This window comes from Klebsiella sp. F11 (assembly GCF_056712265.1).
Genome location: NZ_CM160060.1, coordinates 2,794,466 through 2,819,876, shown reverse-complemented (window position 1 = coordinate 2,819,876; position 25,411 = coordinate 2,794,466). Strand labels below are relative to the sequence as shown.

Below are 25,411 nucleotides of genomic sequence, written 5' to 3'. Positions count from 1 at the left end.
AATATGAGCCATGCTCAGGACATTTATGCAGGACTTAACCACCAGGAGTTCGTCCACTGGAAAGTAGTGGCTCAGGACGTCGCGGACCGTCTCTATGCCACTTTGCTGGAGCGCGATCGCGCCAATAAACATCCGTTTGAAGAGATAGACTGGCTGCGTCAGAGCGGCCTACTCAAGCTGGCGGTGCCGAAGTCGCTGGGCGGTGGAGGGGCTAATTTGGCGCAGGCGTTGGAGATTGGCCGCATTATCTCTGCTGCCGATGGTTCGATCGGTCAGTTGATCACCTACCACTACTCCAACGGTGTCTGGAGCTACATTCTCGGCAACCGCGAGCAGTGGGAGTTTATCGCCCGCGGCGTCGCCAACGAAGGCTGGTTCCAGTCGAGCATTAGCAACCCGCGCGACCCGCGCCTGAAGCTGGAATGGGACGGTAGCGATCTCTACGTCACCGGGCGTCGCACTTTCGCCACTGGTGCTGCCGTTTCGCAGGTAATGACCATCGCTGTATGGATAGAGGATCGGCTGGTGCAGTACCAGGTTACCGCCGATCGACCGGGGATCGTCTTTAACGATGACTGGGACAACCTTGGCCAGCGCCTGACTGCCAGCGGTACGCTGGAGTTCAACCGCGTGCGTCTTCAGGAGAAAGATCGCCTCACCGGGCTGGAGGAGAAGCCGGAGAGCGCGCTGCTGCGCAACGCCCTGCGCAACCAGTTCAGCCAGTTGATTTTTGTCCACTTCTACCTCGGCATTGCCGAAGGCGCGCTGAAGCAGGCCGCCGCCTATTTCCGTGACACTGTACGCCCGTGGCCGGAGTCCGGCGTGGAGAGCGCGCTGGAAGACCCGTATCACCGGCAGAAAGCGGGCGAGCTCTCCTCCGATCTCGCCGCCGGGATCGCGCTGGCGGAAAAAACCGCGCACGCCTTCCAGGATGCCTTCCATGCCGACGACGATCTCACCGAAACCCAGTGGGGCGAACTGGCGCTGCTAACCGACCAGGCCAAGGTTATTGCCAACAACGTGGCGCTAAAAATCAGCAACGAGATCTTTGAGCTGACCGGCGGTCGCTCCACCAGCAATCGGTACGGGCTGGACGTTTTCTGGCGTAACGTGCGTACCCACACGTTGCACGATCCGGTGACCTATCGTACGCGAGAAGTGGGCGACTACGTGCTGAGCGGCAGGCTACCGACGCCGCGCGTCTACTCGCCGCCGAAACGCTAAGGAAGCGAGGATGCCGGAGATTCGGATTATCTATGACCCCGCCGAGCTGCTCGCTGCTGCGACGCTGTTTCGCCAGGCGATGTTCGGCCTCCCCGGGGGCGTCACGCCGGTGGAGGCGTGGGCCGAACGCTACGTGGTGCCGGGGCGCGTTTATACCGCTTCGTTCGACGGCCAATTAGCGGGCACCAGCAACAGTTTCCTCGGCGAACTGACTCTGCCTGGCGGCCAGCGCGTGCCGCATGCCGCCGTCACCCACGTCGGCGTCCTGCCCCACTTCAGCCGTCGCGGCGTGCTGCGGGCGCTATTCAGCCAACAGCTGGCCGATCTTTACCAGCAGGGGGTAGCCGTCGCCACGCTGCGCGCTTCGCAGGGCACCATTTACGGGCGCTTCGGCTACGGTATCGCCACATCTATTCAGGATCTTAGGGTTGATAAACGCGAGCTGTCATCACTGCCCGCCGCCGAAGGTGATATTCGCCTGCTGCCTCACGCCGACGCCTGGGAGGCGCAACAAACCGTCGTTACGCGCTACCCGCAGCGCCACGCCGGCACGCTGACCCGCTGGCCGCAGTGGTGGGCGCTCCAGCAGCATCGTCTGGCGCACAGCAGCCTGAACCATTATGTGGCACTGGCGCTCAAGGATGGCGAACCTCAGGGCTTTGTGCGTTATCACGCCAGGCCCGACGACAACTGGTTGTACAGCACTGAGCGCACGCTGGTGGTTGACGATCTGCACGCCGCTGACCCGCAGATAGCCGCGCAGCTGTTCGGCTATCTGCTGCAGCTTGATATCGCGCGCTATATCGACCTGCCGCATCGCCCGGTGGATGACGCCCTGCCGCTGCTGCTGGCAAATCCCCGCGCGGTGCAACAAGTCAGGCGCATCGACGAAAGCTGGCTGCGAATCCTCAACGTCGAGCGGACGTTTAACGCCCGAGCCCTTGGCGACGGCGAGGCGCTCACGCTGGCGATTGATGACCCTCTGATTGAGGCAAACCGCGGCGTCTGGCGGCTATCGTCTAACGGCATTCAGCGCAGCGCCGGCCAGGCGGATATCTCGCTTGGTATCGATGCGCTTGCCATGCTGCTGCTCGGCGAATACACCGCTCACCAGCTCGTGGCCGCACGCCGTATTCAGCCTCACCATTCGCAGTCCACCGCGCGTTTGACGCGCTTGCTGGCCTGTCATGAACATCCCTGGTCGGGAATTTTCTTCTAACTTTTTCTGGAGATTTTTTGATGCACAGCATTCGTTGGCCCCTGATGGGCCAGGCCGTTTTTGTTGCCCTCCTCGCTGGCGCAATGGTTCCGGCGTTTGCCGAAGAGGCTGCGCCGCAGCCAGGCGGCACGCTGAAGATTGCTTCATTGCAGCCGGATCTTGACGCCTTCGACCCGCTGACCGGCTACTCGGTTGACTCATGGGAGATCCTGCGGGCGGTCACCCGCCAGCTGGTCACCTACCCCGGTTCCACCAGCAGCCTGAAGGATGACACCAAGCTGGTTGGCGATCTGGCAAAATCATGGGACGTCAGCGCCGATGGCAAAACTTACACCTTCCACCTGCGCGACGGTATTCGCTTTGCCGGGCCGACGACACGCCCCATTGTGGCAAAAGACTTCGTCTACGCTATCAAGCGTTTCTGCGATCCCAACAAGCAGGTGGCGGCGGTGAACTACTTTAACCTCGCTTTCTCCGGGTTTGCCGATTACTGCCAGGCGTTCAGTAAAGTCGCTACCGGCGATCTTGCCGCCAGCAAGGCGTTCATTGACGGCCACGAGATTGCAGGCGTCAGCGCGCCAGACGACAAAACGCTGGTTCTGCGCTCCGACAGCAAAAACTACGACTTCCTCAACATTCTGTCGATGAACTTCGTCACCCCGCTGCCGGAAGAGGTCGCTTCGCGCTACTTCCCGGACTCACAGGAGTTTCGCAAGAACTTTCCGTCCAGCGGGCCGTATGAAGTCGCCAGCTACGCCAGCGGCCAGAAGCTGGTATTAACCAAAGTGAAAGACTACAACCACGCGGAAGACCCGGCGCGGAAAGCTTGGGTTGACGCCATCGAAGTGAGTTTTACCGGCAACAACGAAGACAGCGTGATGCAGCGTATTCAGGCGGGCGATGCGGATCTGTCGCTGTACCTTGACGTACCGCCGCAGGCCGCGGTTCGGCAGTATCTGCTGAAAAAGAGCCCGTATCTGCACGCCGCCAACAGCGGTGCGGCGAACTTTATCGCCATTAACGCTCAGCCGCAGGCGAAAAGCGCCGGCGCGACGGCCCTGCGCGACCTGCGCGTGCGCCAGGCGTTAGCCTATGCGGTGAACAAGTCGCACCTGGTGCAGGCGCAGGGTGGAAAAATCGCCGCGCTGCCGCTGGGACAGATTATCACCAGCACCCTGCTCGGCCATGAGCCGTTCGATCCGTACGCCACCACGGACAGTAAAGGCGACCCGGAAAAAGCCAAAGCGCTGCTGAAAGAGGCCGGACTGGCGGATGGGCTGACGTTGGATCTGGTCTATCGTGCCAATAACCAGTTCAGCACCCTGGCGGTGATCCTCAAAGAAGATCTGGCCCGCTCGGGGATTCGCCTGAACCTGATCCCGGTGCCGCCGCCGCAGTTTATGCCGTATTTACAAAGTCCGGAGAACCGCTGGGATCTTGCACTCGGTCAGACCTCCCCTGACTGGCAAGGTCCGGCGACGCGCATGCTGCTCGGAGGCTGGCTGAATTCAGATGCTTCGCCATGCGGGCGCGGCAACGTCTACGCCATCTGCTACAGCAACGACAAGCTGAACCAGTTAGCGAAGCAGGCCTACAGCTCGGACAACCCTGGTCCTGTCTGGCAGGAAGCTGACCGCCTGGTCTCCGCTGACCTGCCGTGGATCCCGCTGTTTGAGAAACGCCGCATTGCGGTGACGTCTGAGCGCGTCACAAACTGGACGTGGTCTTCGCTGGCGACCCAGGCCGATATCACCAATATTGCGCTGAAGCCTTAAGGGGGCGTCATGCCATTACTCAATGTACGCGACTTAACGATTGGCCTTGACCCGCGTAGTACGCTGGTCAAAGGCGTCAGTTTTCACGTCGAGCCCGGAGAAACGCTGGCGGTAGTGGGCGAGTCAGGGTCCGGAAAAAGCCTGAGCCTGCTGGCGGTGCTTGGCCTGTTACCGACACAGATGCGCGTGCAGGGAGAGATTGTCTTTAACGACCAGCCGCTGCACGCCTTTACGGCGAATCAAAAGCGCCAACTGCGCGGCGCGCAGATAGGCTACGTGTCGCAGGATCCTCTAAGCAATCTGCACCCGCTGAAAAGCGTCGGGCGGCAAATCGAGGAGGCGATCCTCGCTCACCGCCGCGTGGGGCGTAAGGCCCTACGCACGCAGGTGCTATCACTACTGGCGGAGGTGGGCATTGCGGATGCCGCCCGCCGCTATCACGAGCGTCCGGCGAAGTTCTCCGGCGGCCAGCGCCAGCGGGTGATGATCGCCATCGCCATTGCGTTGAATCCGTCGCTGATTATCGCTGATGAGCCAACGACCGCGCTGGACGCCACCGTCCAGGCTTCAATTCTGCGCATGCTGAAGCGGCTCCAACGCCAGCATGGCTGCGCGCTGGTGTTTATCAGCCACAACCTGCGGGTGGTGGCTGACATTGCCGACAGGATCGTGGTAATGCAGCACGGTCAGGTTGTCGAACAGGGTGCCTCACGCGCCCTTTTCGACGCGCCGCAGCATGCCTATACCCGCTCGCTGCTGCTGGCGGGCTGGCATCCGCGCGCCCCGTCTCCCTTCCGTTACGACGAGGCGACGCCGCTGCTGGAGGTGAGTCAGGTTTCGCGCAGCTTTGTCAGCCCCTCCCGGCTCTGGCCGGGAAAAGCGGCTGCGCCGGTATTGAATGACATCAGTTTTAGTCTGCATGAGGGGGAGATTCTCGGCCTGGTCGGCGAGTCCGGCTCCGGGAAGAGCACGCTGGGGCGCATCGTCGTCGGACTGGACCACCCGGACGGCGGCACGCTGACGCTGGCGGGCCAGCCGTGGAGGGAGCCAGGTAGCCATCACCCGGAACGCCACGCGGTGCAGATGGTGTTTCAGGATCCCTACAGCAGCCTCAATCCACGGCGACGCGTTGACGACACGCTGGCTCAACCGCTGCAGCTAACCGCCCTGCGCGAACGCGGCCAGCAGCTGTCGCCGCTGGCGCTAAGGGCGGCTATCGACGATCTGCTGGCACAGGTGGAGCTGCCCGCTTTAGTGGCCTCGCGCTACCCGTCGCAGCTGTCCGGCGGTCAGCGCCAGCGGGTGGTTATTGCCCGTGCACTGGCGATGAAACCGAAGCTTATCGTCGCCGACGAGGCGATGTCGGCGCTGGATATCACTACCCAGCACCGCATCATTCAGCTGTTTACCCGACTGCGTAGCCGCTATGGCCTGTCACTTCTGTTTATTTCGCACGACCTCGATGCGGTGGCGGCGCTGTGCGACCGCGTATTGGTACTGCAGGCAGGGCACATTATCGAACAGGGCAGCACCGAGCAGATCTTCCAGCGGCCCCAGCACGCATGGACGCGCCTGTTGCTTGCAGCCATTCCCGGCGCCAGCCATCGTTTTAGCGAGGAGGTAGTCTATGAGTCAGCCGCTGCTCTCTGAGCCGTTCGCCCTCCCACCTTTGACGTTCTGGCAGAGGCTGTGGCGGGAACCGAGCGTCCGTCGCGGACTGGTGATTGTGGCGCTGATGGTACTTGCGGCGCTAGCTGCGCCAATGGTCGCAGCATGGCTAGGCCATAGCGAAACCGGGCAGTTCCGTGATAGCGCGCTGTCGGATATGGGCCTGCCCGTAGGGCCGAGTGCAGCGTTTCCGCTCGGCGCGGATGATAACGGTCGCGACGTGCTGGTGCGCACCCTGTACGGCACCCGCATTTCGCTGCTGATCGCCGTCCCCGCCACCACGCTGGCAATGCTGATTGGCCTGTTCGTCGGGCTGTTTGGCGGCTATCGCGGCGGTCGTATTGACGCGCTGTGTCAACAGCTGATCAATCTGGTACTTTCGTTTCCGTTCGTGGTCACGGCGCTCAGCCTGCTGGCGCTGAATCAAGGCGGCGAGAGCGGTCCTCGCGTCGACCCTGTGTGGGTCGTGATCTTTGTGATTACCTTCTTCTCATGGGGCTACTTTGCGCGCCTAAGCCGAGGGCTGGTGCTGGATCTGCGCCAGCAGGAGTTCGTGGCTGCCGCGGTGCTGATGGGTGAAAGCCAGTGGCGCATTTTGTGGCGCGATATCATTCCCGGCGTGTTGCCGACAATGGGCGTGTACTGGGCCATCCAGCTACCTACCAACATCATCGCTGAAGCCACCCTTTCCTTCCTTGGCGTAGGTATTCCCGCACCCGCCGCAAGCCTTGGCAATATGATTGCCGACGTGCAGCGTTCGGCGATGTATCAGGTACAGCCGTGGTTTCTGGCTGCACCCGCGCTGGCGCTGTTTTTCATCGTACTCGGTTTTAACTGCCTCAGTAGCGGCCTGCGTGACGTACTGGATCCTCATCTGGAGCGACGATAGTCATGACTTTTTCTACTCTGTTTAACACACTGATGCGTAGCGCCCTGACGCTGCTGCTGGTGCTGATCGTCGCCTTTTTACTCACCCGTATCGCCTATCAGGATCCGGCGGTGATGCTGGCGCCTCGAAACGCCACGCCAGAGGCCGTTGAGGCTATAGCCCGGGCTTTACACCTCAACGATCCCTGGTATCAGCAGTTGCGCTATTTCCTGCTGCGTGGCCCGGAGATCCAGGGCGCGCCGGTTGGCATGCTTCACTGGCCGCCAGCGCTGGGCTACTCGTTCCGTTTCCAGACGCCGGTCACCCAGCTGATTTTGGAGAAGGTGCCGGTTACGCTGTCGCTGGCGCTGGGCGCGCTGGTTATCTGGACGGTGGTGTCGCTGCTCACCGGCGTGCTGGCGGCGCGCTATCGCGACCGCTTTGTCGACCGCCTGCTGGCGTTCTTCGCCTACGTCGCGCTGTCGCTACCCACCTTCCTGAGCGGGATGCTGATTATCTTCTTCCTGTTTTATCAGCTGTCGCTGCATAACATAAACTGGTTTCCTGCTGGCGGCTATGTGGCCCTGCGCGATGACCCGTGGCAGTGGGCGCGGCATCTGGCGCTGCCGTGGCTGACGCTGACGCTGGCGGAAACAGCTATTTTTCAACGCGTGTTGCGCAGCAGTATGCTCGACGTGCTGCACAGGGACTATATCCGTACCGCGCGGGCAAAAGGGGTGCGCGAGTGGCGGGTATACTTCGATCATGCATTAAAGCCAGCGCTTAGCCCGGTATTGATGCTCACCGGGCTGGAGCTGGCGGCGATTATGGGCGGCGCAATTGTCACGGAGAAGATGTTCGGCCTCGACGGCGTCGGACGGCTGGCGATTGATGCGGCGCTGGACGGCGATTTCCCGGTAGTGATTGGCACCACCATTTTCGCCGCCTGCGTGTTTATTGTCTCTAACCTGCTGACCGATCTTTTTCACCGCCTGTTTTTACGGAGTCAATGAAGGTGTAAGCACTCCGCTATACTGACCGGTACGATGGCGCAGAAAACCAACGGAAAGAGATCTCAGCGAACTCTGAATGAGGGGCGATATGCTCGATGCAACACACTTATTGAACCGTTCTGCAGGTGATTCATAGTCTGGCTTACAGAACCTATCGCTGCTCAATCTCGCCTGGGGGGCGGATTAACGCCCCTTATCAATCGTACAGTTCCACTGTTGGCTCACGCTGCTCTGGCTGGTCGCTATCTGTAACGACAGACTGGCCTCCAGGGTATGCGTGATGCTGTATTCAAGCACCACGTCATCCAGATCGCGGGCGACACGTTCAATGCGAAACAGAGGGCGGCCGGGTTCAATATTTAATAATCCCGCCGTGCGGGTATCGCAGCAAACCGGCGTATAGCGTTCCGTGGCGTTAGCCGGCGAGTAGCCGAACGTTTCCCGTAGCTGCTTATACAGCGACCGACTACCGTCAACGTGGCTCAAATCATTATAAATACGGCCATTTAGCCAGGTAAGAACGTGGCCAACCGGTCGCTCCCCCTGCACTAATAGCCGTTCCAAACGCATCAGCTGGCTGCCTAAATCCAGCCTCATCTGCTCCGCCACCTGGCGGTCGGCCATCGTCGAAATTAGCGACAGCACTTCCACCTCAACCGTGCCGTCTCCATCAAAGGTTGTCAGTACGTCAGGGAGATCGGTGTAGTACTTTTGCAGCGCATCGCGGTTGATAAACGTCCCTTTCCCCTGCTCCCTATACACCATGCCAATGCTGGCCAGCGAATCAATCGCCTGCTTAATAGTGCCGCGCGCAACCTTGAACTCCCCGGCGAGCAGCAGCTCACCGGGAAGTTTATCGTCATAGGTAAAAGAGAGGATCCGCTGCAGGATAACGTCTTTTATCCTTAAATAGAGAGGGAGTCCATCCGACTCAAACATACTTGTGCTCCACTCAGAGGTAGTGTATCTGGCTCCTGTATGCGCTCAGTATATCCTGATTTATCTCCTGATTACCGTCTATGTTTGCGCTGGCGAGAATGGGCGGCGTGCGCTCATTTTCCAGCATGATTTCGCAAATAAGTAATACCAGACTGTTAGCAATGGCCGCGCCCATAATGGTGGAGAGCGGCGCGGCTTTTTGCGCCAGGCCCGGCAGGCTAACGGCTGCATCGCCATACTCGCAGTGGTTATCGATGGTGATGTCGGCAATATCGACCAGCAGCTTGCCGCTGGAGTGGCGCGACGTCACCCGTGCCGCCGTCGCGAGGCTGGTAATGGCGATAACATTCGCCCCACAGGCTTTCGCCGCCAGCGCGACATCAATCGTAATCGCGTTTCGCCCGGAGACAGAGTGAATCAGCAGCGTATCACCGGCGCGCAGCGGCGACTGCTCAACCAGCACCCGCCCGAGATTTTCCACATTTTCCACCGCGCTGGTGAGGGTTAACGGCCTGACGTTAAGCATCAACGCGGGGGTAAAAAGCGGATTGATAATGGCCAGCCCCCCTGCCCGATAACTCATCTCCTCCGCCAGGATCCCGGCGTGGCTGGCACCAAAAACGAAGATATTGCGCTGCGCCAGAATGCTTTGAGCCATGATTTCCGCCGCCTGGGTTAACGCCTCGGGGCGCTGTTCAAGAAAAGCCAGCTTCTGGCGGATCTGCCCGTAGTACTGTTTCAGTGCCTGACTCATAGACTTCCTCCTGATATCAGAACGTCAGCAAGCGGGTCAAAAGATGAATAAACGGCGCGATGACGAACATGTCGCTGTCGCCGGCCCACAATGCGGTATCGGGGATCGTGTTGTTGATAAAACCCGTGACGCAGAAATACTGCCCCCATGCGACCACGGTCGAGGTGATAAATCCCGCCAGAAGCGCACCTTTATAGCCACCGGTAATGTTGCCGAAAACGCCCGCCGTTCCGGCGTGGAAGAAAATCACAATCATGCTGGGAATAAACACATAGCCGGTGTAGCGGCCAATCAGGGTCAACCACAGCAGCGAACCAACAAACGCGCCGACAAAGCCCAGCACCACCGCGTTTGGCGCAAAGTTAAACAGAATCGGGCAGTCCAGCGCGGGTTTTGCGCCGGGGACCAGCCGCGAACCGATGCCGTTAAACGCCGGTACCATTTCGCCAATAAACATCCGCACGCCGAGGAGCACTACGGCAATGCCGCCGGTAAACATCAGCGATTGTTTCAGGGCGTAGATGTAGAAGCTCAGGTCGCCGGATTGGGCAAGAATTTCAGCGGCTTTTGGCGTGCCTTTTATCTGCAAAATAAAGGTGCCGATAAAGAACAGTAGCGCCATGGTTAACGCCGTCACTACGTTGGAGTCGCGGAGAAAACCGAGCTTTTTCGGGACTTTGATATCCTCGGAGCTGATTTTATTGCGGGCAAATATCTGCCCGAAAATCGCTCCCAACAGAGCGACGGAAGCCGAAGTATGCCCCAGCGCCACGTTGTCGTTGCCGGTAATTTTTCGCACCCACGGCTGGACCAGCGCGGGTTGCAAGGTCCAGTACAGACCCATAATGACCGTTAGCATCAGCGTCAGCTGCACCGCGGAGATGCCGGGTGCGGTATTCACCATCACCCCGGCAAAAATCATCGTTGTCCAGAACATCATGTGTCCAGTCAGATAGATGTATTTAAAACGCGTCAGCCGGGCCAGCAGCAGGTTGATGGCGAATCCCCCGGCAATCGCGATCGTCACGCTGCTTCCGTAACGTTCGCTAAAGCGCGCCTGACCGATAATATTAGTCAGGTTCATTGAGCTAAGGCCGAAGACTTCGGTCCAGATAGGCTGAAATATCAGCAGCGCGGAAACGATAATCCCCGCTCCCGCACCGATAATCAGAAAGCCCAGAATGCCTTTCAGGGTGCCGGAAACAATGTCTGCTAAGGATTTCTTTTGCAGCACCAGGCCCAGCAGGACAATCAGGCCAATTAAAATCGAGGCCTCACCAAATATATTGATGGTTATCCAGCGCAGCACGCCAAGAAATTCGCTCATGACGACTCTCCTGGGGGCAGAATCTTCGCCTGCGCAAGCGCCGTCGCAATTTCTGCGTTATCGATATAGTTGTTCACCACCACCACCGGGCAGGACAGATGTTTTAGATTATCGACCAGTTCCGCATTGGTGATCACCACATCGGCATTGGCCGAAGCGGCGGATGATACATCCATATGTTCAACGGAAGCCTGAATACCATGTTGCCTTAACACCGCTTCAACGTTCATTTTTAAAATCAGGCTGGAGCCCATACCTAAACCACAGACTGTCAGAATTTTCATCGCTATTCACTCCGTGTTAATCAAGCTACAAACGCTGAAAGCAGCCTACGATGCGCTGGCTAACAGCCGATAAAGTTGTTCAGGATCGTCAGAATGCATCAGGGTATGCAGGTTATTTTCATCGCTCAGTACGGTCACGATATGCTGGATAAGATGGATATGCGCATCGCTGCTGGTTGCCGAAAGCCCCAGCACCACCTGCACTGGGTCGTTTTCCGCGTGGCCAAACGCCAGCGGCTGACGCAGCCTGACAGCGCTGATTTGCGCCTTAATTGCCCCCTGTTCGGGGCGGGCATGCGGCAGCGCCAGCCCTGGTGCGATGACAAAATAAGGTCCAAGTTCATGGTAGCTATCGACCATTGCCTGAACGTACTGCGGGCTACAGGCTCCCGCGCGGCATAGCGCGTTCCCCGCTTCGCGGATTGCCTCCTCCGGGCTACGGGCCGGGCAATCAACGTTTATCGATTGACTTTCGATCATCGGCGTCTCCTTGCGTCAAGTGGTGACGGATTGAGGCCAGCGTGGTCTCCAGCGCCTGCTGAACGAAGGCGTTGCCTTTCTCTTCGCTGGCTTTGGTGGGGTCTCCCAGCACGGCATAATCAGAAAACTCGGTCCAGCGTATTGGTTGATAGCGGAAATTCTGCGGAAATACCGGATAGTGCGCACGGGCGTTCGCCATGGTGACGAACTCCGGGGCCAGCGCCAGCATCAGCGAGGTTTCGACCTCATCGGCATGCATATAGCCGGGATAAGCCACTGCCGAGTTTTGCCGTTTTTGCACCTCCTGCTCCATGCCCGCCCAGCTGTAGCTGAGCAGCGTGATGCCTTTCTCCTTAAGCTGGCGGGAAGCCGCTTTAATGGCGTCAAAATTGCCGTAATGCGCGTTGATCACTGCCGTGGTAGTAATGCCGTAGCTGGCCATATTCTCCGCCAACGCCACCAGCATCGAGGTCAGCCGTTCATTGCCGATATCAATGGCGCCCGCGTGCCCACGCAGCGACCACACCTGGCTATAAGAAATAACGGGCAGGCTCAGCGCGCACTCACCCAATTGCTCATCAAGCCGCGCGCAAAAGCGCTCGGCCAGCAGGTTGTCGGTATCCAGCGGCAGATGATCGCCGTGTGGCTCGACCGCACCAAGCGGAAGCAAAGCAATCTGCGCCTTTTGTAGCGCTCGCCTGGCCTCGTGTTCATTTAAATGGTGAAGTTTCATCACGACCCCTTAGCCAAAGGCGAAGTAACGCGCAGGATTTTCGACAAAGAAATCATGTAGTAGCGCTTCGCCGTCAAACCCGGCCTCCTGCGCCTCTTCAATGAACCTTGGTCGCCAGTCGCTAAGGATGAACTTCAGCCCCAGCCCCCCTTTGCCGTAATGCGCGCTCATCGATTTACGTGCAAAATCTCCGCCGATTAAGATTTGTTTTTGGTAACCCCGCTGGCATAACGCCAGAATGGCCTGGGTGCGGATGTGTTCAGGGTGATATTTGATGCGGCTGATACCGTCAAAAGAGAGAAACGCCCCGGTGTTGGCGATCTGACGGTGCAACCATGGATCGGGATTGCGATCCATATGGGCAAAACATAAGCGGGACAAATCAAGCCCCAATTTTTTAAAGATCTGCGCCTGTTCTAATCCCATCGTCCCCATCTCGGTATGGCTGTGCATCGGCGCTCCCGTACGCTGTTGGGCGCGAACGATAACTTCCATGGTTTTTTGTTCCAGGGGAGAAATAGTGTTGTAGCCAGTGCCACACTTCACGACGCCAGCCCGATGCGGAGTGCCTTCTATTCCCTCGCTTACCTCACGGCAAACGTGTTCAACCAGTTCATCAATCTCTGAATTTTCAATCCATTCGGCAAAAGTTTGCGTCAGGCCCGGACGCTGACTGCTCCACAGAAAGCCTTTGTTAAAACCGGCGGTGGCGATTATGTGCAACTGCTGACGCTGAGCCATCTCGGCGACGGTTGACGCATGCCGACCGTAATCTGGGGCGGTGGCGTCGTAGATGGCAGCGCCTCCCGCTTGACGGAAATCGCATAATTCACGCTCCGAGGCCTGCGGGTCGTCCAGTAAAAGATCGTCATCCTGACGCTCTGCCCAATATGGCGGAATACAGTAGATATGATCGTGGCTGTAGGTTACGCCCAGCTGATTAGCAGCAATATCGCCGTTTAAGGTACGAATGATCCCCATGTTTTTTGCTCCCCGTAATGGATAAGAAGGTGCTTTCAACATAGGTGAGCGCCACTTGACCAGTCAAGTGATCAAGTTCGCGTCAATCATATAAAATTATTATCTGTGAGGTTGGTCGAAATTCACACACTAAGGGCTCCGTTTGGGAAACGGAAGATATTGTACTATAAGGGCTTCCCCGGCATGTCAACGCCGGTGTTTACGGTTTCTGTCTGCACTACAGTTAAAAATAAAGGGGAGAGACTGCGGTACTATAAACGGTCATAATGAATCGTTATCGATTCGGACCATGATGAAAGACGCGCGTGAGGTTCTTGTTCGTTAAGCGGATACGTATATCCTGTACAATAGCCAGATAGGCCTCACGGGGTCTAACCCTTTATCATCAACGAATTGCAGAACAGATGGTTATTTTGTTTCGTGCTTTAGCTGGCTGAGTACAGCCTGAAATCATCACCGTAATGCAATGATGCCCAGCACAGCCTTGCGTTTTTGGCGGCGATCGCTACAACGGCACGCCAGTATCCTCTGCGCTCGATCAGTGAACAGACCCAACGACTGAATGAATCAGTCCTTTTCTCCGCCCCGATCAGTACCGAGCGGGCCCCCTGAACCAGAAGTGTTCTCAGATACGAATCGCCAGCTTTCGTTATCCTGCCAAGATTCGACTTTCCGCCGCTGCTGTACTGCGATGGCGTAAGGCCCAGCCAGGCTGCCAGCTGGCGCCCATTCTTAAAATCATGTGCGTTACCGATACTGGCGACCAGCGCACAGGCCGTTGTGGGGCCAACGCCCTTCAATTCCATCAGCCTTTGACTGCGATGATCTGTTTTGGCCATGCGGGACAAAATCCGATCATATTCAGCTATGTTGGCTTCGATGCGAGCAACGTGCTCCAGCAAATCATCAACACATTGCTGAACCTGAAGTGGTAAAGAATCTTTCTGTGCAGAAACCATGTGTCGCAGGGAATCTGTACTTTGTGGCGCGATGACGCCGAATTCAGATATCAATCCTCGCAGGCGATTATACGTTGCTGTTTTCTCTTCGATAAATCCCTGACGGGTGCGGTGTAGGCATTGCATCGCCTGCTGGCTCTCATCCTTCACGGGTACAAACCGCATATGCGGGCGACGAACTGCTTCACAGATAGCCTGTGCATCAGCTGCATCATTTTTGCCTGATTTACCGGCCATGCGGTAAGGAGATACAAATTTAGCAGCCATCAGACGTGGTTCATGACCATATTGCCGGAACAGTCTTGCCCAGTAGTGAGCCCCGGAGCATGCCTCCATCCCGATAACACAGGGAGGTAAACTGGCAATCAGCTCAGGAAGGGCAGCACGCGATACTTTGGGTTTAACCAGAACAGTTTTACCATGCTGGTCAACGCAGTGAACAGCGAACACATTTTTAGCAAGATCAATACCGACAGTCGTGATGGTCATAACGAATCCCTCCGGGGCTGTGTTTACCCCATGATTGCACAAGAGTTAATCAGGTGCATATCCAGGGGAAGTCCCTTCCATTCGTTAAGTCTAAAAATGAACCTGCGGAGAGAAAATGACCAAAAATGAATGAATTGGTTCGTCGGTAATTCAACATTTGCTTATTGAGTCCAACGGTGACGATGCCGCCCGGAATAATCAGACAATCAATTTCTGGGTGATTTGCCAATGAGAAGTCAGGATCAATTTTAAGCCCGGCCCTCGCATGGACAGGACTTAACAAAACTTTAAATAGTGGGATTTTACGTTTACTGCCGGATAAATTTGAAGGCTGCGTTTGTCACCGCGGACTAATCCCCAGCCCATGAACGGCTGGGGATTAATAATGCCAGATCTGGCGGCCAACCTGGCCGCCAATAGCCTGGCCGATTATTACCGTCATTTCCTCGGCGTGATTTTCGTCACCGAGCCCGTTTGGACCTTATCCCCGACGCTGCCGTACATCGACACCAGATAAACGGCGCCATCAGGCGCGACGGTCAGATTGTTTGGCGTATCGTCCATTGGAATATTGGCGACCAGTTTGCCGTCCCGATCGAGAACCGCAACCGTTCCACCGGCGCGCGTCGCGGCGAAAACCTGCGACGTCGCCGCATCCCAGACGACGGATACGCCGCCGGCGCCGATATAGGTATCAGCGAGCAGCTTACCGTTCGCATCAAGCACCACGACGTTGTTCGTCTCCTGGGAAGCGACATACAGACGGCCGGTCGCCGGGTCGCGAGCGATGTCGGTTGCGCCTTGCGCCTGAGGAACTTTCACTGTCGTACTCTTGCCCGTTTTGAGATCAATCCAGCCTACCCATGGCGTATCGCGGCTGACGCCGTAGAGCTTCCCTCCGGCGCTGTCGAGGGTGAGATCCGTACTGTAAAACTGGTCGCGACCACGGTCCGCTACAAATTCCAGCTGGCCGACGTGTTCAAGCGTTTTGGTGTCATACACCTCGATAAAACCGGTCAGCGCAGCGCTGACATAGGCCCGATTGTGGGCATCATCGATAATGACATCGCGTGGATGCGGGATCGAACCTTCCGGAAAGACCTTCACCACGGAAAGCGTTTTCGCATCATACACGGTCACCGTCCCGGCAAGGGTGTTCGTCGTCCAGACTTGCCCATGGGCATTGTCAACGCCGACGCCGAAGACGCCAATCTGCGCGCCCTTTTCATCTTTAGGCAGCACGGCCTCCGCTTCGACGGCCAGCGTTGCGGCGTTCAGCCTTAGCAGGCGGCTGCCATCCTTCGGTCCGCGCGCAGAGGTCACGAACAGCTTCCCATCGGCAGAAACTGCCGATTGGTAGGCCCGCTCGCCGACGGGAGCCGTTTGCAGCTTGAAAGCATCGGCGTTTTTCGGGGGAACGATTTTGGACAGCTTCAACATGACCTGCGAGACGCTGGCGGGATTTTGCGTGATAACGGTGAGCGGATGCAGGCCTGTCCCGGCAGTGGCCGGAACGGTCAGCGGAATATTGAGCGATCCCTTCCCGTCGGCGGTCAGGGGCTCAGGAGTCAGGGTTTCCGCGCCATTCAGCACGGTGACGGTGGCGCCCGCCGGAAGGTTCTTAATCGCTATCGCGGTTTTATCTCCGGGCTTAACAGGAACTTCCCGTGACCCGGCGCGGATGCTGCCCGGAAAGGTCGTCGTGGCGGCTTCCCACTGGCTGTCGGCGAAGGCGGCCGTGGCGGTTGACATCGCAACAGCGGAGGCCAAAAGTACTGAACGGACTGAAATTCTTATCATTTTATCCTCATAAATGTATTGATGCAGTACCTCGGAGCAAACGACGTCGGCGCCCTCAACGGCCTGCGGCTATCACCCACTCGTCTGGCCCTCTTTTCTGCCCTGAAGAAACGCTCCTCGTCATGGGCGAGTGCAATCATACTTTTAATAGAAATGATTATCATTATTCTTTCTGCGTGCGGAGGGTCAAATTCGCGTATTAACTGCATAGTATTGCGTACCCTGCGTCGAGTTCTTAACAAAAACACGCCCTATAATCTTGCTTAGCGCACACTTGTTAAAAGAAAGTTAAGGAATATTTTATGCAATTGACCGGCAATACTATTCTGATTACAGGCGGCGGTTCCGGCATTGGCCGCGCGCTGGCTGAAGCGTTCCATGCCGCAGGCAACGAGGTTATCATCGCCGGACGGCGGAAAGAGGCGCTGGATGAAACCGTCGCCGCAAACCCGGGAATGCATGCCATCGTTCTTGATATCGACAATCCCGCGTCAATTCTTGCCGGCGCCGCATCGCTAACCCGCGACTGGCCGGGGCTAAACGTTGTGGTACATAACGCGGGGATTATGCGTCCGGAGGACCTGACAAGCGGCGACGTCAGCGTGGCGGAAGCGGAAATCACCACCAATCTTCTGGGGCCGATTCGCTTAACGGCGGCGCTGATTGGGCATCTCCTGGCCCAGCCGCACGCCGCCATCCTGACGGTTTCCTCCGGCTTAGGATTTGTCCCTATCGCGCCGACGCCAACGTACTGCGCCACCAAGGCGGCGATCCACTCCTGGACCCAGAGCCTGCGCTATCAGCTGCGCGATACCGCCGTTCAGGTTACCGAGCTGGTCCCTCCGCTGGTGCAAACGGAGCTGATGGGCAAGCGGCACGCCGACAACCCCGCCGGGATCCCTCTGGCGGCGTTTATCGAGGAGACCATGAGCATCCTCACCGCCGAGCCCGATGTCGCGGAAGTGCTGGTAGAAAGAGTGAAGCCTCAGGGCTTTGCCGAACGCGGAGACTATGCCGCTTTTTATAAAGCGTTTAACGACCGCGTTGCGTCGCAATAAACGGACGGGCTCATCCTCTACCTCAGGTAGAGGATTTTTCCAGCATCGCTTGCCGATGCTCGCGCGGGGAGTAACCCCACTCTTTTTTAAACGCCCTGCCAAACGCGCTATCGCTGTCGTAGCCTGCGGAAAGCGAGATCTGGGTGATAGAGTCGCGCGAATTTCTGAGACGCTCTCCCGCGCACAGCATCCGCCATCGGGAGAGATATTTCATCGGCGTGGTGCCGACCCGGCTCTTAAACCGTTTGGTAAAAATGGTCCTCGACATGCCCACCCGATTCGCCAGCTCCTGCAGGGTCCACGGGAAGGCGGGCTCCTTATGCATATAGCCTAGCGCGGCGTTGAGCTGCGGATCGGCAAGGGCGAACAGCCAGCCGGTCTGCCCGTCCCTCTCCTGCTGCAGAAAGACTCTCAGCGCCTGAACCAGCATAATTTGCACCAGCTGCTGGGCGATCAAATCTCCCCCGGGCTGCGGAAAACGCAGCTCTTCGCGTAAGCACTCCATGGCGTTGCGCATGATCTTTTGGCCAATACCGTCGGTCACCGCAATCAGCGGAGGCAGAGAGTGAAGCAGAATATCGGCATACGCGCTGCTGAAGGTAAAACGCCCGCCAAGAATAAACGCCCCGTCCTGCGGCGCCTGCATTGTCAGCGTCGCCCCGCTCTCCTTGTCTGGCGGGATAAAGGGGCTCCGCGGGCTGTCGGGAGCGGTCGCCAGGCAGAAAGGCGCCCCTGAGGGAAGGAACACGCAGTCTCCCGATTTTAGCAGGGTCGCCTCCTGCCCTCCGGCGACGGAAACCCAGCAGCTGCCGTCGACCACCACGTAGCATTTGATGCCCGGATGGTGCCTGAACTCAAGCCCGGTTGCCGCCTGCAGGGGGAAACCGCCGGAAATAAAGCTCTCCAGCCTGAGCAGTGAAAGTACTTCTGAGAGAGGATCCATAAAATACCGTACGATCTGCATATAATTACGTTCTTATAGCATAGACCGTACCATTATTCCTCTTTTACACTGCCCCTCACGGGCGAAATCGTTAGCCTGAAGTCGTGCAACAGGAGGAAGTTATGAATATTTTTTTAACGGGAGCCAGCGGTTTTATCGGGCTCGCGGTTACCGCCGAACTGATCCGGGCTGGCCATCGGGTGACGGGCCTGGCCCGTTCAGATAACAGCGCGCAGCTTCTCGCCCATATGGGCGCCGAAGCCCACCGCGGAGCGCTGGAAGATCCACAGAGCCTGACGGACGGGGCGCAAAAAGCCGATGCCGTGATTCATTGCGCCTATGACCACTCTTTTAGTCGCCCGGATGAGACGGCGAAAACGGAGGCTCAGGCCATCGACGCCCTTGGCCGAGGCCTGCAGGGCTCCGCACGCCCCTTAATCATTACTTCCGTTGCCGCGATGGGCTGCCCGTCGCCGGGCCAGCCGGCGGTTGAAGACTTTTATGACCCGGCGACGCCGAATCCACGAAAATCGACCGAAATCGCCGGTGAACGCGTGGCCGATAAAGGCGTCAACGTTGCCATCGTCCGCCTCCCGCAGGTCCACAACGAACATAGGCAGGGCTTTGTCAGCGCGCTTATCGCCCTGGCCCGCGAAAAAGGCGTCTCCGCCTACGTCGGTGAAGGGCAAAATCAGTGGGCCGCGGCCCATCTGCTTGATGTCGCCCGCCTGTACCGGCTGGTCGCGGAACAGGCGCTTCCCGGTCTCCGTTACCATGCGGTGGCGGAAGACGGCATTGCCCTGCATGATATCGCGCAGGCGATTAGTACCGGCCTGAACGTCCCGCTGACCCGCCTCTCGCCTGCGGACGCGGACGCCCATTTCGGCTGGCTGGGGCTGTTTGCCCAAATGGATATGCGGGCATCAGGCGCGCTGACCCAGCGGCGCCTGGGCTGGCATCCCACCCATCCCGGGCTGTTGCAGGATATCGCGCGGCATTTTTCACTGTAATCCGGGCCATCGCCCGCGGTAAGCCGCTAAGCATATTTTAGCGGCTTAGCGGGAATATCACGCCTCCTCCTGCCAGCCGCCGCCCAGCGCGCGATATAAATCAACCAGGTTGAGCAACCGCGCCAGCCGGATATTCACCAGTTCTTGCTGCGCCGCATAGAGGGCCCTTTGGGAATCCAGCACGCTCAGATAGTTGTCAATTCCCTGCTGAAAACGCTGCAACGACAGGTCATAGGAGCGCTGCGTTGCCGCAACCAGCCTGGTTTGCATCAGGATCTGCGCATCCAGTGTATCCCGCCCGGCCAGGGCGTCGGCCGTTTCGCGAAAAGCCTGCTGGATGACCTGCTCATAGCGGGCCACTTCAATCCTCTTTTGCACCTGAGCAAGATCGAGCCCCGCGCGCAGCGCCCCGCCGGAAAAGATCGGCAAGCGTATCTGCGGGGTGAAGCTCCACGCGCCTGAGCCGCTGCTGAAGAGATTGTCTAAGCCGGCGCTGGCGCTGCCGCCAGAGCCCGTCAACACGATCCCCGGGAAAAACGCCGCCCGCGCGGCGCCAATATTGGCATTGGCCGCCTGCAGCTGGTGTTCCGCCGCGCGAATATCGGGCCGCCGCCGCAGCAGGTCGGCGGGCAATCCCGCCGGGATCTCCGCTGGCAGGATATCGTCCGGTAGCGCCGCCAGCTGCCTGAGACGAAGATCCATCGCCGGCGATGGCGGCTGTCCGAGGAGCAAAATAAGGGCATTGATGGACTGCCGCCGCTGGCGCTGATAGCGGGCGACGTCGCGCTGGGCCGTGCTTACCCCGACTTCTGCCTGACTACGATCTAACGCCGTCGCCACCCCCTGCTGATAGCTCTTGTCGACCAGCTGGAAAGCCGAGCGCTGCGCATCCAGCGTGCTTTCCGCCAGCTGCAGAAGTTCAGCATCAGCCTGCAGGGTCAGCCAGGCGCTGGCCGTTTCGCCAATCAGCGCCAGGCGAGCGGCCACGCGCGTTTCATCCTGCGCCAGATAGAGTTCCAGCGCCTGTTGATTGAGGCTACGCATTCTGCCGAACAGGTCGAGCTCCCACGACAGGGTTGCCCCCGCCGTATAGCTCCGGCTAACGACGGACTCGCCGCCGGCGGCGAGATCCGCCGGGGTACGCTGGACCGTGCCGCTTCCGTCGGCCGTCAGCGACGGGAATGCTTCCCCTCGCTGGATGCGATAGGTGGCGCGCGCGGCCTCCACGTTCAGCGCCGCAATCCGCAAATCACGGTTATTCGCCAGCGCCTGGCCGATGAGCTCCTGCAATAGCGGGTCGCGATAAAAATGGCGCCACTCTCTATCCGCGATTGTCCCGCTCCCGGAAGCCTGACCGTAATCAGGATACTGCGCCGCAACCGGCGCCGCCGGCCTCTGGTACTCGGGTGCCAGCGAACAGCCAGCGGCGAGAGCGGCAACGCTCAATATCAGGCTGAAACGCATCATAAGGCCGGCCCTCCCGGGGAGGTTTCACCGGCTGCAGCGAGCCGCTCTTCCTTCTCGCGTTCGCCGGGACGCTTCACCCGGAAAAGCTTCAGCATAATGACGAAGAACGCCGGGATGAAAAAGATGGCCAGGAACGTACTGGTCAGCATCCCGCCGACGATCCCGGTGCCAATCGCGTTCTGGCTTCCCGAGCCCGCCCCGCTGGCAACAACCAGGGGCGTTACGCCCAGCATAAATGCCAGGGAGGTCATCAGGATCGGCCGCAGGCGCTGTTTCGCGGCCTGCACCGCCGCCGCCATCGGCGTCGCTCCGGCGTCAAAATTGCTTTTGGCGAACTCGACAATCAGAATGGCATTTTTCGCGGCCAGGCCGACGGTGGTAAGCAGCCCGACCTGGAAATAGACGTCATTATCCAGCCCGCGCAGCAGCGTCGCGGCGATGGCGCCAATTAAGCCGAGCGGGACGACCAGCATGACCGCCGCCGGGACGCTCCAGCTCTCGTACAAGGCGGCAAGACACAAAAAGACGATAATCAGCGAAATCGCGTAAAGCGCCGGCGTCTGCGCTCCGGAGAGCCGCTCCTCAAACGACAGTCCCGTCCACTCGAAGCCGACGCCGGCGGGCATCGTGCCGGCAATGCGTTCCATTTCAGCCATGGCCTCACCGGAACTAAAGCCTGGCGCCGCCTGCCCCTGCAGGTTGAATGACGGCGCGCCGTTATAGCGATTAAGCTTTTGCGGCCCGTATTGCCATTGAACGCTGCTGAAGGCAGAAAATGGCACCATGTCGCCCCTATCGTTGCGCACGAACCACTGCTGCAGATCCTGCGGCAGCATCCGGGAGGCGGCCTCGCCCTGCACATAGACCCTTTTCACGCGTCCGCGGTCGACAAAATCATTGACGTAGCCGGAACCCAGCGCAATGGAGATCGTACGGTTAACCTCGCCGATCGACACGCTCAGCGCCCTGACCTTCTCGCGATCGATCAGCAGCGCGACCTGCGGCGCATCCTCGATACCGTTTGGCCGCACCTGGCTCAACAGCGGGCTCTGCTGCGCGGCGGCCAGAAACTGGTTGCGCGCCTGCAGGAGCCGTTCGTGGCCGATCCCGCCACGATCCATCAGCTGAAAGTTAAAGCCCGAGACGTTCCCCAGCTCGCGAACCGCCGGAGGCGAGACCACGACAATCCGGGTATCGCGGAACTCCCGCGCAAAGACCCCGTTTAAACGGGCGGCCAGCGCCTCGGCCTTCTGCTCCTTATTCTGCCGGTGCTCCCAGTCATGGAGGCGGATAAACAGCATCCCCGCGTTTTGCCCGCGGCCGCCGAAGTTAAAGCCGGAGATCGCGAACACCGAGCGGACATTCTCTTTCTCCACCTGCAGCAAATAATCGCTGGCGCCCTGCAGGGTCGTTCGGGTTCTTTCAGCGGTGGCCCCTTCGGGCGCAATAATCTGCGCGAACAGCATCCCCTGATCCTCCTGCGGCATGAACGAGGTGGGGATGCGGGTAAATAGCCAGCCGGTGGCAATGGCGATCGCCAGATAAATTAACATCAAGCGGTATGGGCGATTGAGCCCTCGCGTGACCGTACTGGCGTAGCGCTGGGTCGCATTTTCCATCCCGCGATTAAACCCGCGCCAGACCCTGCCTTGCGCCGCCGCCTTGCCTTTGCGCGGCGGTTTCAGCAGGGTTGCGCACAGCGCAGGCGTAAATATCAGCGCCACCAATACGGACAGCACCATCGACGAAACAATGGTGATGGAGAACTGACGGTAGATCACGCCGGTGGCGCCGCCGAAGAAAGCCATCGGCAGGAATACGGCGGAAAGCACCATCGCGATGCCGACCAGCGCGCCAGCGATCTGCCCCATAGATTTTTGCGTTGCCTGCCGGGCGTTGAGCCCCTCCTCATGCATGATACGTTCAACGTTTTCGACGACCACGATCGCACCGTCGACGAGGAGGCCTATCGCCAGCACCATGCCGAACATCGTCAGGGTGTTAATTGAATAGCCGAATGCCGCCAGCACGCCGAAGGTGCCCAGCAGGACCACCGGCACCGCCAGCGTCGGGATCAGCGTCGCGCGGAAGTTCTGCAGAAACACATACATGACCACAAAGACCAGCACCACGGCCTCGATGAGCGTATGGATCACGTTGCTGATTGACAGGCTGACGAAGGGAATCGTGTCATAGGCGTCCACGACCTCCATTCCCGGAGGGAAGAACGGCCTGAGTTCATCAAGCGTCGCGCGCACGGCCCGCGCGGTTTCCAGGGCGTTGGCGTTGGTGGCCAGGCGGATGCCCAGACCGACCGCGGGTGCGCCGTTGTACTCGCTATCGGTGGAGTAGTTTTGCGCTCCGAGCTCAATGCGCGCCACGTCGGAGAGGAGAACCCGCGAGCCATCCGGATTGGTTTTGAGCAGGATCTGGCCGAACTGCTCCGGCGTCTGCAGGCGCGAAGGCCCTACCACCGTCGCCGTCAGCTCCTGTCCGGGCAGCGCGGGCAGGCCCCCCAACTGGCCGGATGAGACCTCCACGTTCTGCTCCTGGATCGCATCGCTGACGTCGGTAGCCGTCAGGCTGTAGTTCACCAGGGCCGCGGGATTCAGCCAAATGCGCATGGCATAGGGCGCGCCAAAAAGCTGGAAGTCGCCGACGCCGCTGGTGCGGCTGAGCGGATCCTGAATATAAGAGGCCACGTAATCCGCGAGATCCTGCCGCTGCATGCTGCCGTCGGTCGATATAAAGGCCAGCACCATCAAAAAGTTGGTCGTCGCTTTGGTGACCCGAATCCCCTGCTGCTGGACCTCCAGCGGCAGCATCGGCTGGGCAAGCGCCAGCTTGTTCTGCACCTGGACCTGAGCCGTATCGGCATCGGTACCCTGTTCAAAGGTCAGCGCAATACTCATACTGCCGTCCGAATTGCTTTCGGAGGAGATATATTGCAGCCTGTCCAGCCCGTTCATCTGCTGCTCAATCACCTGAACCACCGTGTCCTGGACCGTTTTGGCCGAAGCGCCCGGATAGGTAACCTGAATGCTAATCGTCGGCGGCGCGATGGCCGGATACTGCGCCACCGGTAAGAGGACAAGCGACAGCAGGCCGCACAGCATCAGCATAATCGCCAGCACCCAGGCGAAAATCGGTCGGGCAATAAAGTAATTAACCATGATCGGGCTCCTTGCGCTGCGCGGTACGCTGGGCCGTGACCGCCGGTGGCTGCCACTCCTCGGCGATCGCCTGCGCGCCGGGCCGCGCCTGCTGTACCCCCTCGACAATGACCCTGTCTCCCGCAGACAGCCCGGTGGACACCAGCCACTGATTGCCTATGGCGCGTTCGGTTTTAATGGCCCGCAAGGCTACTTTGCCGCTCTCGTCCACGACCAGCGCCGTCGCGTCCCCCTGCGGGTTATGGGTCACCCCGCGCTGGGGGACCAGCAGCCCTCCGCTGGGGGCAACGCCGTCTACGATGCGGGCCCGGACAAACATCCCCGGCAGCAGCTGGCGCTGCGGATTAGGGAACATGGCTCTCAGCACGACGGAGCCCGTTGAGCGGTCAACCGAAATTTCTGAGAACTGCAGCTGGCCCTGATGGGCATAGCGGCTGCCATCCTCAAGGGTCAGCGTCACCGACGCCAGCAGCCGATCGTCGCCGGCGGTCAGGGCGCCACTTGCCAGGGCGCTTTTAAGACGCAACAGCTGGGCGCTGGATTGCGTCACATCGATATAGATAGGGTCAATCTGCTGTATCGTCGCGACGGCGGCGCTCTGCTGCGACGTCACCAGCGCGCCTTCGGTCACCGCCGAGCGCCCTATCACGCCGTCAATCGGCGACAGCACCAGGGTATATTCGAGATTAATTCGCGCGGTCTCGCGCGCGGCTTCGGCAGCCTGAACGTCCGCCTGCGCCTGCTGATGGGCGACAAGGGCATCATCATAGGCCTGGCGGCTGATGGCGCGACTGTCGGCCAGCGGACGATAGCGCTGCACCAGCAGCGCGGCAGAGCTTAGCTGCGCTCTGGCGCGGGCCAGCGCCGCGCTCGCGCGCTTCAGCTCCGCCTGATATAAGGCGGGATCGATCTGATACAGCGGCTGCTGCGCTTTGACCTCGTCGCCTTCAGTAAACAGACGCTTCTGAATAATGCCCGCAACCTGCGGCCTGACCTCCGCGTTACGCCAGGCGGCCGCGCGGCCGGGCAATTCGCTGGTCAGCGTTATCGGCTCGCTTTTGAGCGTCACCACCCCGACCCTCAGCGGCGGCGCTGAGGGAGGAATAGCGGATGTCTTTCTTGCGACCATCAGCAACCACAGGGACAGCGAAATTGAGATAATAACCACACCGATAGCAAGAGAGATAATTCTGACGTTCATGTACGGGTATCCTTTATTACGGATGAACGATTTGTCGACATGCGTG

21 protein-coding genes are annotated in these 25,411 nt (G+C 59.1%); 8 read left to right on the top strand and 13 right to left on the bottom strand.

Features of this window, described 5'->3' with window-relative positions; genetic code table 11:
* Positions 1-3 precede the first annotated feature (3 nt).
* The 6 genes from AC1M2H_RS14040 to AC1M2H_RS14015 are packed head-to-tail and all read left to right on the top strand — an operon-like array spanning position 4 to position 7,767.
* On the top strand, positions 4-1,224 hold the full coding sequence (locus tag AC1M2H_RS14040) for an acyl-CoA dehydrogenase family protein (protein ID WP_480151804.1): 1,221 nt from the start codon (positions 4-6) through the stop codon (positions 1,222-1,224).
* Between the two features lie 10 nt (positions 1,225-1,234).
* Positions 1,235-2,443 carry a GNAT family N-acetyltransferase gene (locus AC1M2H_RS14035; protein WP_480151803.1) on the top strand — a complete coding sequence of 403 codons (1,209 nt, stop codon included), beginning with the start codon at positions 1,235-1,237 and terminating at the stop codon, positions 2,441-2,443.
* 20 nt (positions 2,444-2,463) lie between these two features.
* Positions 2,464-4,218 carry an ABC transporter substrate-binding protein gene (locus AC1M2H_RS14030; RefSeq protein WP_480151802.1) on the top strand — a complete coding sequence of 585 codons (1,755 nt, stop codon included), beginning with the start codon at positions 2,464-2,466 and terminating at the stop codon, positions 4,216-4,218.
* A gap of 9 nt (positions 4,219-4,227) precedes the next feature.
* Entirely contained in the window at positions 4,228-5,868 is a 1,641-nt protein-coding gene (locus tag AC1M2H_RS14025) for a dipeptide ABC transporter ATP-binding protein (RefSeq protein ID WP_480151801.1), read from the top strand.
* A complete protein-coding gene (locus AC1M2H_RS14020) occupies positions 5,846-6,775 on the top strand; it encodes an ABC transporter permease (RefSeq protein ID WP_480151800.1) in 930 nt (309 codons plus the stop codon). Before AC1M2H_RS14025 ends, AC1M2H_RS14020 begins: the two co-directional genes overlap by 23 nt.
* A gap of 2 nt (positions 6,776-6,777) precedes the next feature.
* On the top strand, positions 6,778-7,767 hold the full coding sequence (locus tag AC1M2H_RS14015; RefSeq protein ID WP_480151799.1) for an ABC transporter permease: 990 nt from the start codon (positions 6,778-6,780) through the stop codon (positions 7,765-7,767).
* 183 nt (positions 7,768-7,950) lie between these two features.
* On the opposite strand, the gene AC1M2H_RS14010 is transcribed toward AC1M2H_RS14015, so the two are convergent.
* The 9 genes from AC1M2H_RS14010 to AC1M2H_RS13970 all read right to left on the bottom strand — a co-directional run bounded on the left by AC1M2H_RS14010 (position 7,951) and on the right by AC1M2H_RS13970 (position 16,513).
* A complete protein-coding gene (locus tag AC1M2H_RS14010; protein ID WP_480151798.1) occupies positions 7,951-8,706 on the bottom strand; it encodes a GntR family transcriptional regulator in 756 nt (251 codons plus the stop codon).
* Positions 8,707-8,719: 13 nt separating this feature from the next.
* Positions 8,720-9,460: a sugar isomerase domain-containing protein gene (locus AC1M2H_RS14005; RefSeq protein ID WP_480151797.1), complete on the bottom strand. Its 741-nt coding sequence runs from the start codon at positions 9,458-9,460 to the stop codon at positions 8,720-8,722.
* Between the two features lie 16 nt (positions 9,461-9,476).
* Positions 9,477-10,787 (bottom strand): PTS ascorbate transporter subunit IIC, encoded by a 1,311-nt coding sequence (locus AC1M2H_RS14000; RefSeq protein ID WP_128878179.1) that lies wholly within the window; start codon positions 10,785-10,787, stop codon positions 9,477-9,479.
* Positions 10,784-11,071, bottom strand: a complete 288-nt coding sequence (locus AC1M2H_RS13995; protein ID WP_480151796.1) for a PTS sugar transporter subunit IIB — start codon at positions 11,069-11,071, stop codon at positions 10,784-10,786. Before AC1M2H_RS13995 ends, AC1M2H_RS14000 begins: the two co-directional genes overlap by 4 nt.
* A gap of 45 nt (positions 11,072-11,116) precedes the next feature.
* Entirely contained in the window at positions 11,117-11,551 is a 435-nt protein-coding gene (locus tag AC1M2H_RS13990; protein WP_480151795.1) for a PTS sugar transporter subunit IIA, read from the bottom strand.
* Complete coding sequence (locus AC1M2H_RS13985; protein WP_480151794.1) at positions 11,523-12,284, bottom strand: creatininase family protein; 762 nt, start codon at positions 12,282-12,284, stop codon at positions 11,523-11,525. The genes AC1M2H_RS13990 and AC1M2H_RS13985 overlap by 29 nt, the downstream gene beginning before the upstream one ends.
* Before the next feature lie 9 nt (positions 12,285-12,293).
* Positions 12,294-13,265: a phosphotriesterase family protein gene (locus AC1M2H_RS13980; RefSeq protein ID WP_480151793.1), complete on the bottom strand. Its 972-nt coding sequence runs from the start codon at positions 13,263-13,265 to the stop codon at positions 12,294-12,296.
* Between the two features lie 425 nt (positions 13,266-13,690).
* Positions 13,691-14,713 carry an IS110 family RNA-guided transposase gene (locus tag AC1M2H_RS13975; protein WP_480151266.1) on the bottom strand — a complete coding sequence of 341 codons (1,023 nt, stop codon included), beginning with the start codon at positions 14,711-14,713 and terminating at the stop codon, positions 13,691-13,693.
* A 438-nt stretch (positions 14,714-15,151) separates the two neighbouring features.
* A complete protein-coding gene (locus tag AC1M2H_RS13970; RefSeq protein WP_480151792.1) occupies positions 15,152-16,513 on the bottom strand; it encodes a YncE family protein in 1,362 nt (453 codons plus the stop codon).
* Positions 16,514-16,815: 302 nt separating this feature from the next.
* Between AC1M2H_RS13970 and AC1M2H_RS13965 the strand changes: the two genes are divergently transcribed.
* A complete protein-coding gene (locus AC1M2H_RS13965) occupies positions 16,816-17,571 on the top strand; it encodes an SDR family oxidoreductase (protein ID WP_480151791.1) in 756 nt (251 codons plus the stop codon).
* Positions 17,572-17,593: 22 nt separating this feature from the next.
* Here AC1M2H_RS13965 and AC1M2H_RS13960 read toward each other — a convergent pair whose 3' ends face one another.
* Entirely contained in the window at positions 17,594-18,514 is a 921-nt protein-coding gene (locus tag AC1M2H_RS13960) for an AraC family transcriptional regulator (protein ID WP_480151790.1), read from the bottom strand.
* 122 nt (positions 18,515-18,636) lie between these two features.
* On the opposite strand from AC1M2H_RS13960, the gene AC1M2H_RS13955 reads away from it, so the two are divergent.
* Entirely contained in the window at positions 18,637-19,524 is an 888-nt protein-coding gene (locus AC1M2H_RS13955; protein ID WP_480151789.1) for an SDR family oxidoreductase, read from the top strand.
* A gap of 57 nt (positions 19,525-19,581) precedes the next feature.
* Here AC1M2H_RS13955 and AC1M2H_RS13950 read toward each other — a convergent pair whose 3' ends face one another.
* Genes AC1M2H_RS13950 through AC1M2H_RS13940 form a run of 3 tightly spaced genes read right to left on the bottom strand, consistent with a single transcriptional unit; the run spans position 19,582 to position 25,365 of the window.
* A complete protein-coding gene (locus AC1M2H_RS13950) occupies positions 19,582-20,991 on the bottom strand; it encodes an efflux transporter outer membrane subunit (protein WP_480151788.1) in 1,410 nt (469 codons plus the stop codon).
* Positions 20,988-24,164, bottom strand: a complete 3,177-nt coding sequence (locus AC1M2H_RS13945) for an efflux RND transporter permease subunit (protein ID WP_480151787.1) — start codon at positions 24,162-24,164, stop codon at positions 20,988-20,990. Before AC1M2H_RS13945 ends, AC1M2H_RS13950 begins: the two co-directional genes overlap by 4 nt.
* The gene (locus AC1M2H_RS13940; RefSeq protein WP_480151786.1) at positions 24,157-25,365 is read right to left on the bottom strand and encodes an efflux RND transporter periplasmic adaptor subunit; all 1,209 of its coding nucleotides are present in this window, start codon (positions 25,363-25,365) and stop codon (positions 24,157-24,159) included. The genes AC1M2H_RS13945 and AC1M2H_RS13940 overlap by 8 nt, the downstream gene beginning before the upstream one ends.
* Between the last annotated feature and the right edge of the window lie 46 nt (positions 25,366-25,411).